Origin of the sequence: Actinoplanes sp. NPDC024001 (genome assembly GCF_040638955.1) — a bacterium.
In the GTDB taxonomy this organism is placed as follows: Bacteria; Actinomycetota; Actinomycetes; order Mycobacteriales; family Micromonosporaceae; genus Actinoplanes.
Genome location: NZ_JBEZZB010000024.1, coordinates 29289 through 47369 on the forward strand (window position 1 = coordinate 29289; position 18081 = coordinate 47369).

Below are 18081 nucleotides of genomic sequence, written 5' to 3' on the forward strand. Positions count from 1 at the left end.
TCGCCCTCGCGGAGGCCACCATGACCGACCTCTACACCCCCACCCAGCGCACCACTGCCACGCGCAATCGCAACCGGATGCACTACGAGCGGGAGACGGCGCACGCGATTCTGGACGAGGCGTATGACTGCGCGGTCGGCTTCGTCGTCGATGGCGAGCCTCGCGTCCTGCCCAATCTTCATGTCCGGGTGGGCGACACGCTCTACCTGCACGGCTCGACCGGCGGCCGGCTGGGGTTGGCGGCTCGCGGCAACGGCGTGCCGGTCTGTGTGACCGTCACGCTGCTCGACGGTCTGGTGTTCGGGCGGTCGCAGTTCCACCACAGCGCCAACTACCGCTCGGTGGTGGCGCTGGGTGTCGCCCGGCCGGTCACCAGTGAGGACGAGAAGCGCACCGTGCTCACCGCCCTGGTCGACAAGGTCGGCTCCGGCCGGGCGGCCGACAGCAGGCCGCCGACCCGTCAGGAGCTGGCCCAGACGACCGTTCTGGCGCTGCCCCTCGCGGAGGTGTCGGTGCGGGCGCGCAGCGGCGGCGTCATGGACGATCCGGCCGACCTGGACCTTCCGCACTGGGCCGGCGTCCTGCCGTTGCGGACGGTGGCCGGGCCTCCGCTGCCCGAGCCGGGCACTGCCGCGCCGCTCCCGGCCTACCTTCCCGGCCACCCTTCCGAGTGGCAGACGCCGGTCGTGCTGGAAGGCAGGCACGTGCGGCTCGAACCGCTGGTCCCGGCACATGCGGAGGGCCTGTTCGAGGCGCTGGACGACGAGGAGGTCTGGCGGCACATCCCCACGCCACGGCCACGCAACCCGGAAGAGATGGCCGAGGACATCGCCGGCGTGCTGCGCGGCCAGTGGCTGGGAGGCCGGGCCGGCTGGGCTCAGATCGACCCCGCCAGCGGGGCGGTCATCGGCATGACGACCTACCACGACATCGACCCGGGCTACCGCTCTCTCGGCATCGGGCACACCCTCGTCGGCCGCAAGTGGTGGCGCACGGGCGTCAACACCGAGGCGAAACTGATGCTGCTGGAGCGTGCCTTCGACGTGCTCGGCGCCGAGCGGGTCTTCTGGTACACGGACATTCGCAACGAGCGGTCCCAGCAGGCGATCGCCCGGCTGGGCGCCACCCGCGACGGGCTGATCCGCCGGCAGCGGCCGCGGCCCGACGGCACCTGGCGCGACACCGTACTGTTCGCCATGACGGCGGATGAGTGGCCGGCGGCCGCACGGCGGCTGCGGGACAGATTGGTTGCCGGATGAGGCGGATCCGTCATCGGCCCGAGGGGAGGGGCTTGTGTTAGGTATCACCGACTTCTGGACCTACGTCCTCGGTGTGGTCGCCATCATCCTGCTGCCGGGGCCGAATTCCATCTTCGTGCTGTCGGTCGGCGCCCGGCGCGGTGTGCGAGCCGGCTACCAGGCCGCGTGCGGCGTCTTCATCGGCGACGCGGTGCTCATGATCCTCTCGGCCACCGGGGTGTCCTCGTTGCTGGGCACCTATCCCCCGCTCTTCCTGGTCTTGAAATACGCGGGTGCCGTCTATCTGTCCTGGGTCGGTGTCAACATCATCCGCAGCGCGTGGAAGCGATGGCGGCACCGTTCGGAGGCGGCACCGCCGGACATGGGCGAGCTGCCCGGGATGCGGCACCCGTTCCGCCGGGCCGCGGTGATCAGCCTGCTCAATCCCAAGGCGATTCTGTTCTTCGTGTCCTTCTTCATCCAGTTCGTCGAGCCGGGCTACCCACATCCGGCGCTGTCGTTCCTGGTTCTCGGCACGGTGGTGCAGTTCTTCAGCGTGCTCTACCTGTCGGCGCTGATCTTCGGTGGGCGCTTCCTCGCCGGGCAGTTCCGGGAACGCCGCCGGTTGGCGGCGGGCGCCACCACGGGCGTGGGGGCTCTCTTCGTCGGTTTCGGCGTCAAGCTCGCCACGGCGAGCGCCGGCTGACAGCCCACCGGCCCGTTCCGGCCGCCGGCTTCAACCTCGGTCCGCCTCCGCGGTCGAGGTCCGGCCGGCCCGATCCGCGTAGAAGGTGCTCCGGACCATCTGCATCTTGCTCAGGTGGTCCGGCCAGACCCCTTCGGGCGTGGACCAGCCGATGACGTACGCCCTGCCGTTGACCGCGAACCAGCGGACGCTCGCACGTCTGGGACCGCCGTCCGTCCCTCGATAGCGGAACTCCCAGTCGGCCGCCTTGTACAGCAACGGCACCGACGTGATGGAGATCAGTGCGTACCCGGACACCGTGGAACGGCTCTTGAGACGGAGGTCTTCCGCATGGCACGCCTGGAGCGGGTCAGCGCCGGCGTCACGTCCGGCGTCGAGGCTCATCACGACGGAGCTTCGGGGATCGCGAAAGCAGTACGTGTCGCCGGTCCGCCGGTAGGTCCAGCCGTCCGGAACGGCGAGGTGGAAACCCGAGCCGTTGGTGAAGTAGGACCAGCCGGCAAGCAGCGTCCAGCCGTTGACACCCCGCGCCGCGCCCTTCTTCGGGGTGACCCGGGCGCCGGGTTGAGGCGGCGAGTCACAGGCGACGGGCGCGAACCCGCCACGGTCGGCGACTCCGGTGGTCGGCAGGGGCGCGGACGGAGACGCACTGGCGGCTCTGGACGGCGAGGCGGCGGAGGGCGAGCGGCCGGATGGGGACGGTTCGGTCCGTACCGGTTCGGACACCGGCGCGCTGGGCGCGGGCGGAAGCACCACATGCGCGCGGGGCCGGCTGTTCTGTGCCAGGTAACCCGCCGAGACGCTACCGCCGATCAGGAGCATTGCCACGCCGGCGACCACGGCGTACCGGGCGGTGGCGAGGCTGCGCAACGACCGGCGTCGCCCCGGGTGCGCCGCGCGTTCCACGATCTGACCGGCCAGAACGGCGCTCGGCTGCGGTATCACGCGCACCAGCGCTTGACTTCCCTGATGGAGTGGGGTCGTGCTCGCCTCGCCGGCATCGTCCGGACGAGAATCCGGCTCCTCCGGCGGCGAATGGTGCGGGAGGTCGCCTTCCGGCGAGGTCAGCGGGAGCACCGGCCCGGCCGGAGTCTCGGGCGCCGGAGCAACTGTCGTCTGCTCGGATGGAGCGACCGATGGCGGCTCGCCGCCGAGATCGTCCGTGGTGGCACTGTCCGCGGGCTGGTGCGTCTCGACGGGACGGTGCTGCCGAACGCCGCGCTGGCCCGGCACGAGCGGAACCTCCCGGTGGTCGATCGCCACGATGAGACGCAACCGGTTCTCGACCTCTCTCGCGGTGAGCCGGGTGCTGGGGTCGTACCGCAGAAGTCCCTCCAGGACGGAGGTGAGCGGGCCGGCGCGTACCGGAGGGTCCGGGGGTTCGGTGGCGAGTGCGGCGAGCGTCGCCATGGCGGTCTCCCGCGCATACGGCGAGCGGCCCTCGACAGCTGCGTAAACCGTGGCGCCGAGAGACCACAGATCCGATTCCACCGTGGATGCCCCGTCCCGGGCACGCTCCGGGGAGACATACTGCGGCGAGCCGACGATCAGGCCCGGCGCGGTGACCGTGCCGTCGTCAACGAACGTGGCGAGCCCGAAATCGGTCAGCACCACCTGGCCATCGACGCCGATCAGCACGTTGTGCGGTTTCACGTCGCGGTGCAGCACTCCAGCACGGTGCGCCGCATCCAGCGCGTCCAGGACGGCGAGCCCGATGCGTGCGGCACCCGCCGGGTCGTAGGGGCCTTCCTCCTGGAGGACCTGGTGGAGCGATCGCGACGCGATGTACTCCATGACGATCCAGGACTGGCCCTCGTGTTGCACGACGTCGTAGATCCGGACGACGTGCGGATGATTGAGCCGGGCAGCGCTGCGCGCCTCACGCAACGTCCGGTCCCGCAGCCGGTCCTTCTCGGCGTCGGTCATCCAGTCGGGCGGAACGATCTCCTTGATCGCCACGTCACGGTGCAGCATTTCATCGCGGGCCAGCCAGACCCGTCCCATTCCACCGGCGCCGACCGGCTCCAAAAGGCGGTACCGGCCTGCGACGAGCATCTGCCTGACCGCCATCGGCACCCACCCATCACGTCGGGTATCAGGATAATCAGCCACAGACCGCCCACGGAACGACGATCACCCGGTCGCCGCGTGCGTCCCGATGGGACGCGAAAGGGCTTCGAACCGGCGTACCCCAGCGCCAGCCGGCACGGTCGCGCTCAGCGCGACCTCACCCAGGGCATCAAGCAGGGGTACGGGGTACGGAGCCGCCGTTTTCTGTCGTACCCCCGAGAGAGGATGGACGGCATGCGAGAGGTGCTCGAGAAGTTCGGCCCGGCCACCCGGGAGTGGTTCACGGCCGCCTTCGCCGCGCCCACCGCTGCCCAGGCCGGCGCCTGGCGGGCGATCGGGGCGAGGCGAAATGCGCTGGTGGTGGCCCCCACGGGTTCCGGCAAGACGCTGGCAGCGTTCCTCTGGTCCCTCGACCAGCTCGCTCGTGAGCCGGTTCCCGAGCAGGTCAGACAGCGCTGCCGGGTGCTCTATGTGAGCCCGCTGAAGGCACTGGCCGTCGACGTGGAGCGCAACCTGCGGGCACCGCTGACCGGCATTCGGCAGGCGGCAGGGCGCCTGGGCCTGCCGCCGCCCGACATCACGGTCGGCATGCGCACCGGAGACACCCCGGCGGAGGAGCGGCGTGGTTTCGCCCGCACACCGCCGGACATCCTGATCACCACGCCGGAGTCGCTGTTCCTGCTGCTCACCTCTGCCGCCCGTGACTCGTTGCGCGGTGTCCAGACGGTGATCATCGACGAGGTGCACGCGGTCGCGGCCACGAAACGCGGCGCTCATCTCGCCCTTTCGCTGGAGCGGCTGGACGCATTGTTGGAGCGTCCGGCACAGCGCATCGGCCTGTCCGCGACGGTCCGGCCGATCGACGAGACCGCACGGTTCCTCGGTGGCGCGCAGGACGTCGAGATCGTGCAGCCGCGCAGCGCCAAGACGATCGAGGTGGCGGTCGAGGTCCCGGTGGAGGACATGACCCGCCTCGACGAGGGGCCCGAGCCGGGCGGTGATGACCCCGGGCAGGGCCGGCACACGCCATCGATCTGGCCGGCGGTCGAGGAGCGGGTTCTCGACCTCATCGAGGCTCACCGGTCGACGATCGTCTTCACGAACTCACGGCGGGGTTCCGAGCGCCTCTGCGCCCGTCTCAACGAGCTCGCCGACGAGCGAGCTGATCAGGCGACCGCGGGCCAGGAGGCCGACGGTCAGGCGGCCAGCGACCGGCCGGGCGCTGGGCAGCCGTCGCCGGCCTTCGCCCGGATGCCCGCCGAGATCATGGCGCAGGCGGGCGGCACCAGAGGCGCCCCGCCGGTGGTCGCCCGCGCTCACCACGGCAGCGTCTCGCGTGAGGAGCGCAAACAGATCGAGGAGGCGCTCAAGTCCGGCCGGCTCCCCGCCGTGGTCGCCACCTCGAGCCTGGAGCTGGGCATCGACATGGGCGCGGTCGACCTGGTCGTGCAGATCGAAGCGCCGCCGTCGGTGGCCGCCGGCCTGCAGCGCATCGGCCGGGCCGGTCACCAGGTCGGCGCGGTGTCGCGTGGCGTTGTCTTCCCGAAACACCGCGGCGACCTGCTCTCCTGCGCGGTCGTCGCGGAGCGGATGGGCGAGGGCGCAATCGAGGAGTTGCGCTATCCCCGCAACCCGCTCGACGTGCTGGCTCAGCAGATCGTCGCGATGGTGGCACTCGACGCCTGGCAGGTCGACGAGCTGGCCACACTGGTCCGCCGTGCCGCTCCCTTCGCCGAGTTGCCCGACTCCGCGCTGCACGCGGTGCTGGACATGCTCTCCGGCCGCTACCCGTCGACGGCCTTCGCCGAGCTGCGGCCGCGCCTGGTCTGGGACCGGGGCACCGACGTGCTCACCGGCCGTCCCGGCGCCCAGCGCCTGGCCGTGACCAGTGGTGGCACCATTCCGGACCGTGGCACCTTCGGTGTCTTCCTGGCCGGCTCGGAGCGCGCTTCACGGGTGGGCGAGCTCGACGAGGAAATGGTTTACGAGTCTCGCGTCGGCGACGTGTTCCTCCTGGGCTCCACCTCCTGGCGGATCGAGGACATCACTCCGGACCGGGTGCTGGTCTCGCCCGCTCCGGGCGCACCGGCCCGGATGCCGTTCTGGAAAGGTGACTCCCCCGGTCGCCCGATCGAGCTCGGCAGGGCCATCGGCGCCCGGCTGCGCGCGCTGACCCGGGCCGGCGACGAGCGTGCCACCGCGACGTTGCGCGAGTCCGGGCTCGACGAGTGGGCCGCCGACAATCTGGTGGCCTACCTGCGCGAGCAGCGCGAGGCGACCCGCCACCTGCCGGACGACCGCACCATCGTCGTGGAGCGGTTCCGTGACGAACTCGGCGACTGGCGGATGACCGTGCACTGCGTGCTCGGCGCTCGGGTGAACGCGCCCTGGGCGCTGGCGATCGGTCGCCGTCTCGCCGAGAGGTACGGGGTGGACGGCCAGGTCATGCCCTCCGACGACGGCATCGTGATCCGGCTCCCGGACACCGCTGACGAGCCGCCCGGCGCGGATCTGGTCACCTTCGACCCGGAGGAGATCGCCCAGTTGGTGGAGGAGTCGGTCGGCACCTCGGCGTTGTTCGCCGCCCGGTTCCGCGAGTGTGCCGCCCGATCGCTGCTGCTGCCCCGGCGCGATCCCCGGCGTCGTCAACCGCTCTGGCAGCAGCGGCAACGGTCAGCGCAACTGCTCGACGTGGCACGGGAGTTCGCCGACTTCCCGGTGACTCTGGAGGCCGCCCGCGAGTGCCTGCAGGACGTCTTCGACGTGCCCGGCCTGGCCGGCCTGATGCGGGAGATCTCCGGGCGCAAGGTCCGGCTGGTCGAGACGGAGACCGGGCGCCCGTCGCCGTTCGCCCGGTCGCTGCTCTTCGGCTACGTGGGCGCTTTTCTGTACGAGGGAGACGCTCCGCTCGCCGAGCGCAGGGCCGCCGCCCTGGCGCTCGACTCCACCCTGCTCGGTGAGCTGCTGGGCCGCGTCGACCTGCGCGAGCTGCTCGATCCACAGGTCGTCGCCGAGACCGAGGCGCAGCTGCAATGGCGCACGGCACAGCGCGCCCCCAGGGACGCGGAGGACGCGGCCGAGTTGCTCCGGCTTCTCGGTGATCTCTCCGCCGCCGAGCTGGCCGAGCGCGGTGTTCCCGAGGAGTGGGTGCTGAGCCTGCAGGCCGCCCGGCGTGCGGTCGCGATCCGCGTCGCCGGAGAGGAGCGGTGGATCGGCGTCGAGGACACCGGGCGTTACCGGGACGCCCTCGGCGTGGCGCTGCCGGTCGGCATCCCGGAGGCCTACCTGGAGCCGGTCCCCGATCCGCTGGGCGATCTGGTGGCGAGATATGCGCGAACGCACGGACCGTTCGCGGCAGCCACCTGCGCGGCCCGTTTCGGGCTCGGCGTGTTCGTCGTCGAGCAGGCGCTGAAACGGCTGAGCGCAACCGGGCGGGTCACCTCCGGCGAGTTCTCCCCCGGCGGCGCGGGCACCGAGTGGTGCGACGCCGAGGTGCTGCGCATGCTGCGGCGCCGGTCTCTGGCCGCGCTGCGGCGGGAGATCGAGCCGGTGCCGCCCGCGGTTCTCGCCGCGTTCCTGCCCCGGTGGCAGCAGGTGGGCGGCAACGCGCGCGGAGTGGACGCGGTCGCCGCGGCGATCGAGCAGGTGCAGGGCGTGGCGGTCCCGGCCTCCGCGTGGGAGCGGCTGGTTCTGCCCGCACGAGTCGCCGATTACGCCGCGCCTCTGCTCGACGAGTTGTGCGGCAGTGGTGAGGTGCTGTGGGCCGGCTCCGGGTCGATCACCGGTGGGGACGGCTGGGTGACGCTGGCTTATGCGGACAGCGCGCCGCTTCTGCTGCCGCCGCCGGATGAGGAGTTCGCGGCGACGCCGCTCCATCAGACGATTCTGGATTCGCTCGGCGACGGGCAGGCGCTGTTCTTCCGGTCGCTCTCCGACCGGGTCGGTTCGACCGACGACACGGAGCTCGCCGCGGCGGTGTGGGATCTGGTCTGGGCCGGGCACCTGACCAACGACACGTTCGCGCCGCTGCGGGCATTGCTCGGCGGGAGCGGCGCGCACCGGGCGAAGGCGGCGCCGGCGCGCGCCCGCTATCGGCGACCGGGCCGGCCCAATATGCCGTCCCGCACCGGTCCGCTGAACATGGCGGGGCGCTGGTCCCGGCTGCCGGAGCGGGATCTCGATCCCACCCGGCGCGCGGCCGCCGTCGCCGACCTGCTGCTGGAACGGCATGGTGTGGTCACCAGGGGTGCGGCCATGGCCGAGGGGGTGACCGGCGGATTCGCAGCGGTCTATCCGGTGCTGGCGGCGCTCGAGGAGCGTGGCGCGGCCCGCCGGGGCTATTTCGTCGAAGGGCTGGGGGCGGCGCAGTTCGCCGTGCCGGGCGCGGTGGATCGTCTGCGTGCGCTCGCCGAACCGGCCGAGTTGGCGAAACGGGCCGGCAGTTCCGTGGTGCTGGCGGCCACCGATCCGGCGAACCCGTATGGCGCGGCGCTGCCGTGGCCGGAACGGGTCGTGGACAGCGGCGACGGCGAGCCGACAGCGAAGGCCGGCCACCGAGCGGGACGCAAGGCCGGAGCCCTGGTGGTCCTGGTCGGCGGCGAGGTGGTGCTCTATGTCGAGCGCGGCGGCCGGACGCTGCTGTCGTTCACCGACGATTCCGAGGCGCTGACGAAAGCCGCACACGGCCTGGCCGGAGCAGTGCGCTCGGGAGCCCTCGGCGCGATGTCGGTGGAACGCGCCGACGGCGAATCGGTCCACGCGTCACCACTGCGGGATGCGCTGACCGCCGCCGGTTTCCGCACCACCCCCCGCGGCCTCCGCCTGCGTGCCTGAACACACCTGATCAGCGTCACGGATGGAAAGACGGTGGGGGTGAAGGCTACGGCCCACGTGTGGCATGGCCAAAGAGCCGTCCGGGGTCAGCCGATGCGGGCGGCCAAGGCACTAATCGCGGCCGCCTTCGGTCACCGATGCGGGCGGCCAAGGCACTGATCCCGGCCGCCTTCGGTCACCGATGCGGGCGGCCAAGGCACTGATCCCGGCCGCCTTCGGTCACCGACGCGGCGACCGACGACGGCCGCCTGGACGAAGACGATGGGGGCGAGGGAAACGGCCGATGGTGGCCACCCTCGGGAGGCGACCACCATCGTGACGGCTTGGGAGCTACAGCGGGGAGGCGATCAGAGCTGCGCGGCCACCTCGGAGGCGACCAGGTCGACGTGGTCGAGGTCGCTCAGGTCGAGCACCTGGAGGAAGAGGCGGGACGCGCCGGCTTCCGCATAGCGGCCGATGGTGTCGACGGCCTCGGCCGGTGTGCCGACGATGCCTCCGTTGGCTCGCATCTCCTCGACCTCGCGACCGATGGCCGCGGCCCGGCGCCGGACCTCGGCATCGTCCCGGCCCACGCAGAGGACCGCCGCGGCGGAGAAGGCCGGCGGCTCGGCGCGGCCGATGGCCGAACTGGCGGCGCGGACCCGGTCGTACTGGGCGGGGATGTCCTCGATCTTGGAGAACGGGACGTTGAACTCGGCGGCGTAGCGGGCGGCCAAGGCCGGCGTGCGCTTCTTGCCGTGGCCGCCGACGATGACCGGTACCGGCGACTGAACCGGCTTCGGCAGGGCCGGCGAGTCGCTGACCTGGTAGTACTTGCCGTCGAAGCCGTATGTGGAGCCTTCCGGCGTGGCCCACAGACCGGTGATGATCTCGAGCTGTTCCTCGAGCCGGTCGAAGCGCTCGCCGAGCGCGGGGAACGGGATGCCGTAGGCGGTGTGTTCCGCCTCGAACCAGCCGCCACCCAGGCCGAACTCGATGCGGCCGCCACTCATCGCGTCGACCTGGGCCACCGCGATGGCCAGCGGGCCCGGCAGCCGGAAGGTCGCCGAGCTGACCAGCGTGCCGAGCCGGATCCGGGACGTCTGAACGGCCAGCGCGGCCAGCGTGATCCAGGCGTCGGTCGGGCCGGGCAGCCCGGACCCGTCGCCCATTTTGAGGTAGTGGTCGGAACGGAAGAATCCGTCGTATCCGCCGTCCTCGGCGGCCTTGGCGACCCGCAGCAGGTCGTCGTGGCTGGCGCCCTGCTGGGGTTCGGTGAAGATCACGAGACGCATGGATCAACCCTGCCATGCCGGCGCGGCGCGCCCGTCCCACATCGGTCAACAACAGGCAGTAACGTTTGCCACCATGGCCGGTTATGGATGGATCAGTTTCACCACCGATTACGGCACGTTCGACGGTTTCGTCGCGGCCTGCCATGGCTCGATCGCGCGCGTCGCGCCCGAGGTTCGAGTGATCGACATCACTCACCACGTGCCGCCGGCCGATGTGGCCCGGGGTGCCGCGGTGCTGGCTCAGACCGCGCCCTACCTGCCGCCGTCGGTGCATCTCGCGGTGGTGGACCCGGGAGTGGGGACGGCCCGGCGCGGCGTGGTGCTCAGCACCCCCGGCGGCCTGCTGGTGGGGCCGGACAACGGGCTGCTGATCTGGGCGGCGGAGGCGCTGGGCGGCGTCGAAACCGCTCATGAGCTGGGCAACAAGGACTGGACGCTCGGCGACGTGTCGCGCACCTTCCACGGACGGGACGTCTTCGCCCCGGCCGCGGCCCGGCTGGCCGCCGGGTCGGCGGCCGCCGACGCCGGGCCCGCGATCGATCCGGCCACTTTGGTACGCCTTCCCGACCCGGCCGTGACCGTCGGCGACGGCTGGATCGAGGCCGAAGTTCTCACCGTGGACCGCTTCGGCAACGTCCAGCTGGCAGCGGAAGGCGCGATGCTCTCCGGCCTCGGCCCCGAACTCCTGGTCAACGGCAGCGTCCGAGCCAGGCGCGGCACCACGTTCGCCGACGTCAACGCGGGCGAGCTGCTGGTCTTCGCCGACTCAGCCGACCGAGTCGCCATCGCCGTCAACAACGGCCGCGCGGTCGTCGTCCTCTCAGTCCGCCCGGGCGACCTGGTCCGCATCGCCGCCCGCTGACCAAATCAGCCCGTCCGCCGTCGGCCCCAGCGACACCAACGACTTCTCCGCCGGCGGGGCCTTTCGGGCGCCACGCGGTAATCGGCCCGGCATGGGCGGTGGGCGGCCCGGCATGGGAAGTGGGCGGTAGGCGGCCCGCCTACCGCGGTACGCGGTGCGACATGTGCAGTCGGCTGAACCGCGAGTAGGAACACCACCCGCCCGTTGTGGGTGTCGACCCACATGAGCGGTACGTGACCCGTGTGAGCGATGCCCGACCCGCGCGAGCGATACGCGACCCGCACGAGCGATACGCGACCCGCACGAACAATGCCCGACCCGCGCGAACCGTGTGAGCGATGCCGACCTGCAGGAGCGTTACGCGACCCGCGTCAGCGATGGGCATTCGACTCGAACGGACGGCTGGGCGCCGGCGGACCCGGACGAAGTGGCCCTCGTCGCGGTGATTTGGCCGATCGGGCCAGGCAACGGTCCGCCGAGCGGCGGATTCTACGCGTTTTCGACCCGTCGTCGCGTGTGACCTATGCTGCTCTTTGTGGACTCGACGTACCGTTTGCCGGGACCGCGACCAGATGCGACCGGCGGAACGACGTTTCGACTAGAGGTGCTGCGGCGATGATTACGAGCCGAGACCCGATGGTGCAGCGCAGACGACTGCGTGTCGAGTTGCGCAAGGCACGTGAGGCTGCGGGACTCTCGCAGCGAGAAGTCGCGCCGGCGATGGATTGGTCGCTGTCCAAGCTGATCCGGATCGAGACCGGCGCGGTCGGCATCTCGATCAACGACCTGAAGGTGCTTCTGCAGCTCTACAAGATCGACGACCAGGTCCGCATCGACGAGTTGATCGGCATGGCCCGGGCCGCGAAGGAGCCGGCCTGGTGGGCTCCCTACAAGGACGTCATCACTCAGGAGCTGTCACGGTTCCTCAGCTACGAGTCGGCCGCCTCGATCATCCGCAACTTCGAGCCGGTCGTGGTGCCCGGCTTGCTCCAGACCGAGGAGTACGCGCGGGCCACTCTGGCGCAGATGGCCCCCTCCATCTCCAACCCGAACCCGAAACTGCTGGATCAGATCGACAGCCTGGTTGACCTGCGAATGGACCGGCAGGAAAGGCTCAGCCAGCGGGAGGACGCGCCCAAGATCTTTCTTGCCATGGACGAGAGCGTCCTGCGCCGGCAGGTGGGCACCCCCGACGTGATGCGTCGCCAACTGGAGCGGATCCGGCACGCCTTGACACAGCCCGACGCGACTATCTGGATCGTCCCGTTCGGGGCGGGGCTGTATCAGATGATGCGCGGGGCTTATGTGCTGTTCGAGCTGCCGTCGCCGGGCGAGAACGAGGATGTCCTCTACCTCGAGGACTTCCGGGGTGAGCTGCTGATCAAGGATGACATGCCGGCCACGGCCGCCTACCTGGAGTCCTTCTGGAACATCGAACAGATCGCCCTGAAGAACGAGGACGCGATCGCGATGGTGGAGAGGGCGATCGCCGACATCTGATCGGCCGGCCGGCCGCTCGCACGGCCGGCCGACAGCACGTCACCGCTGCGGCAGCTCGAACTCTCCCTGGCGCACGCCGGCGACGAACGCCGACCACTCGCCACGAGTGAACGAGAGCGTCGGTCCCTCGCCCTGCGCTTTGGTGTCCCGAACCAAGATCATTTCGTTGGAGTATGAAACTTCGACGCAATTACCCTGAGCACTCCGTGTGCTCTTGCGCCAACGGGCAGTAAGAGGCCCCATTGCTAATCCCCTGATCCGTGTGTGAAGCTGAATGCGCCTGGCGCGCATGGAAAAAATCGCGAACCCAGCACAGGGTAGCCCACGCACAAGAGCCGCGGCTTGCGAACGTACCAGCGCGCTGCATATTGAGCAAGGAATTCTCACTCTGCCGAGTGGTCTTGAATGACGCACTATCGGAGAACTCTGTTTGCGGTCCCAGCGATCAAGAAATCAATGATCAAGAAGACCTCTTCCCCGCGTTTGCTCTTTGCCGATAACAGTTTGCTGGAATCACTCTGCAACATGGCTGGTTGCCGCGCGCAGATCGACAACGGCTCGCCGCTCGCGTCGGGCAGTCGACCGGCAGGATGCCGGTCGACTGATGGCCTTGGGCAGTTCGCACAGGACAGGGTGCCCCTCGGCAACAAGGGCACGGCGAACCGGCCAGCAGCCATCCGGGCTCCGCGTTCGGAGCGTCGCGGCGCGCCGCCGCCCCGGCGCCAACGGCAGTTCGCGACAGTGCATACCGACCGCCGCGATTTTCATTGAGCAATGCGCACAATTCTGATCGCTCCTGTAATGCGACCGCGACCTGCGGAAACATTCCAGAAAGAGGTACCGTCCGAGCGAAATGCACGTGCATGACTCGCCATTTTTTGCAGAAGTGCGAGCGACGCTATACAACCGGCACATTCCTCTTGCATCCTCGAAATGGACAGCCGGTCGATTGGCCGGCCGTCCGAGAAATAGATCCAACTCTGCCCGGAGGGAGGGATTAGGGTGCCAGCAGAACCACTCGACGTGGTGTGGACCGCCATCTTCGGATGGCAGGAAACTCTGCGTCTCTGCCTGATCATCGTTGTTGCCGCAACGGCGATGCTCTTCTTCTACCTGCTCGGTGAACCGGTCTTACCGATCTTCATCCGGTGAGCCCGGCGCAGCCGAGCCCGGCCAGGCCCACCAGTTGCTGCGCCCGGTAAGGCCCGGCGAACCCGAGCCCGGCAAGGCCCGGCAATGACAGGCAAGGCCGAGCCCGGCGAGGCCGGCAAAGCGGAGCACGGCAACCGGCAATGCCGAGCCCGCCACACCGGCGAAACCGAGCCCGGCAAGGCCCGGCAAAGCCGGGTCAGGTAGTAGAAGTCCGGCAGCAAGAAGCCTCCCACCACCTCGGCGGGAGGCTTCTTCGCGCATTCAGATACGGTGATGAACCCACACATTTGGCTCGACGTAGACGGCTGAGTTCTGGGCGACGTCGCACTGCACCGGGGTCAGGGCGCCCGGCACCTCGACCGGGCCGTTCTCGGTGAACGGCAGGCCGGTCCAGGAACGCCACTGCTCCAGCGTCCCGGTGATGACCATGCTCTGGTGCGCCACGTTGACGATCCGCCCACCAGCGCGGACGTGCACCCGCAGCCACGGATCGACCGGCAGCCCGTCAGCGCGCGTCTCGTACGCGTACGCATCAATGGGTTTGGTGATCTGAGCTGTCTTGGCACTGGGCCGGACCGGCGCCACCAGATCGGTGAAGCCGTGCCGGGCCGCGTTGTCGCGCATCGCGGCGAGCATCCGCGCGGAGATGCCGCCGCCGCGCCGATCGCGGCGGATCGAGATCTCCAGGGCCGACACGATGGTCGGCGAGGTGCCGGAGAACCGGTCGTGAACGGCCGTGCGAACGACCCAGTCCCAGCCGGTCTCGGGCATTCCGTCGGCGATGCTCCCGGCGAAGGAGATCGGCACCGAGTGCGCCACCGCCACCGCTCGCCCGTCCTCTCGATCCACCGCGACGAGCACGAAGTCCGGCCAGAACTTCTCGTAGTGGAGGTAGTAGAGCGACGAGGTCGGATCCTTGGTCATGAATTCCGGCCAGAGACCCTCGAGTTCGTCGAGAAGTTCCCACCGGTCACCGACCGGAGCGATGTCCAGTTCCATGCGCGCAGGGTGTCAGCCGACGCGCACCCGGTCACGCGCTTTTCGGTAGACCCGATCACCGAACAACCGCCACACCAGCCGAATCGGCGGCGGCAACTGTGCCAGGAACCGCTTCTTCTCCTCCGGGGTGGCCTCTTCGAAGATCGAGCCGAGAAAGACCAGGGCGAGTTTGTTCTTCGGAATGCTCTCCTGACCGCGTTTGCCCAGCGCGTCCCATTCCGCGTGGGTCAGATAACGCGAAACCAGCGGCAGGATCTCGGCCTCTTCGTCGGCGAGGTGCTCGTCCAGCGCGACCGAAGCCTGCGCGATCACCTCGGCCAGTTCGTCGCGGTCGGCCGCCGCGGCCGTGGCCCGCCAGCGGGGGTTCAGCTCGCCGATGCGGGCCAGCGGTTCGTGCAGCCGGTCGTGCTGGGCCTCCATCCGGTGGATCAGGTCGGCGTGCATCCCGGCCCGGTTCAGCAGCTGGGGCCAGAGCAGCTCGTCCTCGGCGGTGTGGTGGTGGTGCAGCGCGCCGGCCAGGTTGCTCAGGTGGTCGGCGATCGCCCCGGCACGGGCGGTGTCGCCCGGCGCGACGGCCCGGACCAGACCCGGCAGCAGGCGGAACTCGCGGCGGAAGACCCGGTGCACCAGCACCATCTCCCAGGTGTCGACCGGCTCGGTCGTGTCGATCGTCGTCATGCGACGACGATGCCCGGGTCGGCTTGCAGACTGCCTGCAAGCCACCTGCACTTCTATGATCGGCCGGTGCTGATCGGCAGGGTGCTCGGGCCGACCGAGGTCGAGACGGACGGCTCCCCGGTCGACCTGGGCGGCCCGCTGCCGCGCCGGCTGGTGACCGCGCTGATCGCGGCGGAGGGCCGGCCGGTCAGCGAGGACACCCTGGCCGAGGCGCTCTGGGCGGGCGCGCCACCGGCCAGCCCGGCGGTCTCCCTGCAGGCTTATGTGTCGCGCCTGCGGCGCTCCCTCGGCGGGGCGCGCGACGCCTTGCAACGGGTCGAGGACGGCTATCGGCTGCGGGTGGCCGAGACCGATGCGGCCCGCTTCGCGGCCGCCGTGCAGCGCGGGCGCGATCTGCTCGCGGACGAGCGGCCCGGCGAGGCGCTGCGCGCCTTCGACACGGCCCTGGCGATGTGGCGCGGCGAGGCCTTCGCCGACCTGCCGGATTTCGCCGCGCCCTCCCGGGCACAGCTCGACGCGCTGCGCGCGGTCGCGGCCGAGGAGCGGTCGGCCGCCCGGATCGCCACCGGCGATGCGCCGGGCGCGGTCAGTGATCTCGAGGCGGGCGTACGGGCGGAGCCCTACCGCGAACGCCGCTGGGAGCTGCTGATCCTCGCCCAGTACCGCAGTGGGCGGCAGGCCGACGCGCTGGCCACCCTGCGCCGGGTCCGCGCCCTGCTCGCCGACGAGCTCGGCATCGACCCCGGCCCCGCCCTGCAGGAGCTGGAGAGCCGCCTGCTGGCCCAGGATCCCCGGCTGCTGCTGCCGTCGCGGCCGGCGCCCGCCGTCCGCCCGCTCACCGCCTTCCTCGGCCGTGCCGCCGAGCTGAGCACGCTGGACGAGCTGATGTCCACGAGCCGCCTGGTGACCCTGGTCGGCCCGGGCGGGGCCGGCAAGACCCGGCTGGCCGTCGAGCACGCCGGCGACCGGGCCTGGTTCGTGCGCCTGGCCGACGCCACGGTGCCCGTCCTCGCCGTCGCCTCGGTGCTCGGACTGCGCGGATCCACCACCGAGGCGGTGACCGCGGCGCTGGCCGACCGGTCCGGCCTGCTCCTGCTGGACAACTGCGAGCACCTGGTGGAGCCGGTGGCCGACCTGGTCCTGCAACTGCTCGCCCGCTGCCCCGGGGTGCGGATCCTGGCCACCAGCCGGGAACCCCTCGGCGTCGACGGGGAACGGCTGCTGCCGGTCGCGCCGCTGCCGTCCGCCGACGCGATCGCGCTGCTCGCCGACCGGATCTCGGCGGTGCGCCCGGGGTGGCGGCCCACCCCGGAGGAGTCCGGCCATCTGGCGCGGATCGCCACCGCCCTGGACGGCATCCCCCTCGCGCTGGAGCTGGCCGCCGCCCGGGCCCGGGTGCTCAGCCTCGGCGAGCTGAGCGAGCTGCTGGGCGACCGGTTCCCCGAGCTCGGTCCGGTGCCGCGCGGTGCGCTCACCCCGCACCAGACCCTGGAGGCGGCGGTCGCCTGGAGCGTGGACCTGCTGCCGCCCGGCGACCGGGCGCTGCTGCTGCGGCTGTGGCCGTACGAGGGCGGCTTCACCCTGACCGCGGCCGGGCCGGAGCTGGCCGCCCTCTCCGGCCTGGTGGCCCGCTCGGTGGTGGTCGCGGACACCGGTGTCACCCCGGCCCGCTACCGGCTGCTGGAGATGGTCCGGGCCTACTGCCGGACGCACGACCCGGATCCGGCGGGCAGCCGGGCCGCCCACGCCGCCGGGATGCGGGAGCTGGTCGCCCGCTGGGTTCCGGAGCTGAGCGGGGAGCGGTCCAATCACGCGATCCGCACCCTGAACCGGGAGTTGCCCAACCTGCGCACCGCAATCGAGCACGACCTGGCGGCCGACCCACCGGCGGCGCTGCGGACGGCCGGGCTGCTGGGCTGGTTCTGGTACCGGGGCGGGCACGTCGCCGAGGGCCTGCGCCTGCTCACCGCCGGGCTCACCGGGGCGCCCGGGGCGCCGGCTGCCGACCGGGCCCGCGCCTGGTCGGCCGCCGGAACCCTGCGGTTCATCGCGGGCGACCTGGCGGGCGCCGCGGCCTGTCTGGAGAAGACCTACACCGCGCTGGGCGTCCCGGCCGACCGGGAGGGAAGGATCGTCCACGCGCAGACGCTCTACTACGACTCACTGTTCCACGAGGCGACCGGCGACTACGCGGCCGCGGCGCGGCTGGCCCGGGAGTCGATGGAGGCGGCCCGCAAGTACGGCGAGGACTGGATCGTGCCGTCCGGGACGATCTGCCTCGGTCACGCGGTGGCCGGGCTGGGCCGGATCGCGGAGGGCCGCCGGCTGCTCGCCGAGGGGATCGCCGCGTCGCTGGCGCAGGGCAGCCGGTGGGCGGCCGCCCTGGGCGAGCTGGCGATGGCCCGGGCCCACCTGAGCGGTGACGCCGCCGCCCCGGCCGACCCGCAGCGGGCGCTCGCCTCGGTGCGCCGGTCGCTGCACCTGTTCCGCGGCGAGAACGACATCGGCAACGCGCTGGCCTGCCTGCACACGGCCGGATACGCGCTGGCGCTGTCCGGGCGCCCGCAGGAGGCGGCGGTGCTGGTCGCGGCGGTGCGGCGGCACGCCGTACGTCATGGGGTCGATCCTGACGCGGCCCACCCGGCCGTCGCTGCCGCGCTGGCGGCAGCCCTGCGGGGTGTTGATCAGGAAGCCGCCGCGGCGGCGGCCCGGGAGATCGGCGAGAGCGAGATGATCGCCCTGGTGGGCGATTGAGGGCAGGATGGTGGA

13 protein-coding genes are annotated in these 18081 nt (G+C 71.0%); 8 read left to right on the forward strand and 5 right to left on the reverse strand.

The annotated features are described in order from the left end of the window. Positions 1-20 precede the first annotated feature (20 nt). Positions 21-1259: a bifunctional pyridoxamine 5'-phosphate oxidase family protein/GNAT family N-acetyltransferase gene (locus AB0F81_RS12235; RefSeq protein WP_360195131.1), complete on the forward strand. Its 1239-nt coding sequence runs from the start codon at positions 21-23 to the stop codon at positions 1257-1259. A 34-nt stretch (positions 1260-1293) separates the two neighbouring features. Further along, positions 1294-1944, forward strand: coding sequence for a leucine efflux protein LeuE (gene leuE / locus AB0F81_RS12240; RefSeq protein WP_360195134.1), 651 nt, complete (start codon positions 1294-1296; stop codon positions 1942-1944). A gap of 30 nt (positions 1945-1974) precedes the next feature. Here leuE and AB0F81_RS12245 read toward each other — a convergent pair whose 3' ends face one another. After that, positions 1975-4014, reverse strand: coding sequence for a protein kinase (locus tag AB0F81_RS12245; RefSeq protein ID WP_360195137.1), 2040 nt, complete (start codon positions 4012-4014; stop codon positions 1975-1977). A 225-nt stretch (positions 4015-4239) separates the two neighbouring features. On the opposite strand from AB0F81_RS12245, the gene AB0F81_RS12250 reads away from it, so the two are divergent. Continuing rightward, on the forward strand, positions 4240-8847 hold the full coding sequence (locus AB0F81_RS12250; protein ID WP_360195140.1) for an ATP-dependent helicase: 4608 nt from the start codon (positions 4240-4242) through the stop codon (positions 8845-8847). 347 nt (positions 8848-9194) lie between these two features. On the opposite strand, the gene AB0F81_RS12255 is transcribed toward AB0F81_RS12250, so the two are convergent. After that, a complete protein-coding gene (locus AB0F81_RS12255; protein ID WP_360195143.1) occupies positions 9195-10121 on the reverse strand; it encodes an LLM class F420-dependent oxidoreductase in 927 nt (308 codons plus the stop codon). A gap of 73 nt (positions 10122-10194) precedes the next feature. On the opposite strand from AB0F81_RS12255, the gene AB0F81_RS12260 reads away from it, so the two are divergent. Both AB0F81_RS12260 and AB0F81_RS12265 read left to right on the forward strand, forming a co-directional pair. Then, on the forward strand, positions 10195-10983 hold the full coding sequence (locus AB0F81_RS12260) for an SAM-dependent chlorinase/fluorinase (protein WP_360195146.1): 789 nt from the start codon (positions 10195-10197) through the stop codon (positions 10981-10983). A 615-nt stretch (positions 10984-11598) separates the two neighbouring features. Beyond that, complete coding sequence (locus AB0F81_RS12265; protein WP_360195149.1) at positions 11599-12483, forward strand: helix-turn-helix transcriptional regulator; 885 nt, start codon at positions 11599-11601, stop codon at positions 12481-12483. Between the two features lie 39 nt (positions 12484-12522). Here AB0F81_RS12265 and AB0F81_RS12270 read toward each other — a convergent pair whose 3' ends face one another. Then, positions 12523-12774, reverse strand: coding sequence for a DUF397 domain-containing protein (locus AB0F81_RS12270; protein ID WP_360195152.1), 252 nt, complete (start codon positions 12772-12774; stop codon positions 12523-12525). A gap of 165 nt (positions 12775-12939) precedes the next feature. Here AB0F81_RS12270 and AB0F81_RS12275 point away from each other — a divergent pair, with 165 nt between their 5' ends. Beyond that, entirely contained in the window at positions 12940-13254 is a 315-nt protein-coding gene (locus tag AB0F81_RS12275) for a hypothetical protein (protein WP_360195155.1), read from the forward strand. Positions 13255-13485: 231 nt separating this feature from the next. Continuing rightward, on the forward strand, positions 13486-13635 hold the full coding sequence (locus AB0F81_RS12280) for a hypothetical protein (RefSeq protein ID WP_360195157.1): 150 nt from the start codon (positions 13486-13488) through the stop codon (positions 13633-13635). A gap of 261 nt (positions 13636-13896) precedes the next feature. Here the strand turns inward: AB0F81_RS12280 and AB0F81_RS12285 are convergent, their stop codons facing one another. Beyond that, entirely contained in the window at positions 13897-14634 is a 738-nt protein-coding gene (locus tag AB0F81_RS12285) for an N-acetyltransferase (protein WP_360195160.1), read from the reverse strand. Positions 14635-14646: 12 nt separating this feature from the next. Beyond that, positions 14647-15312, reverse strand: a complete 666-nt coding sequence (locus AB0F81_RS12290; RefSeq protein ID WP_360195163.1) for a hemerythrin domain-containing protein — start codon at positions 15310-15312, stop codon at positions 14647-14649. A gap of 66 nt (positions 15313-15378) precedes the next feature. Between AB0F81_RS12290 and AB0F81_RS12295 the strand changes: the two genes are divergently transcribed. Beyond that, positions 15379-18066, forward strand: a complete 2688-nt coding sequence (locus AB0F81_RS12295; protein ID WP_360195165.1) for a BTAD domain-containing putative transcriptional regulator — start codon at positions 15379-15381, stop codon at positions 18064-18066. Positions 18067-18081 lie beyond the last annotated feature (15 nt).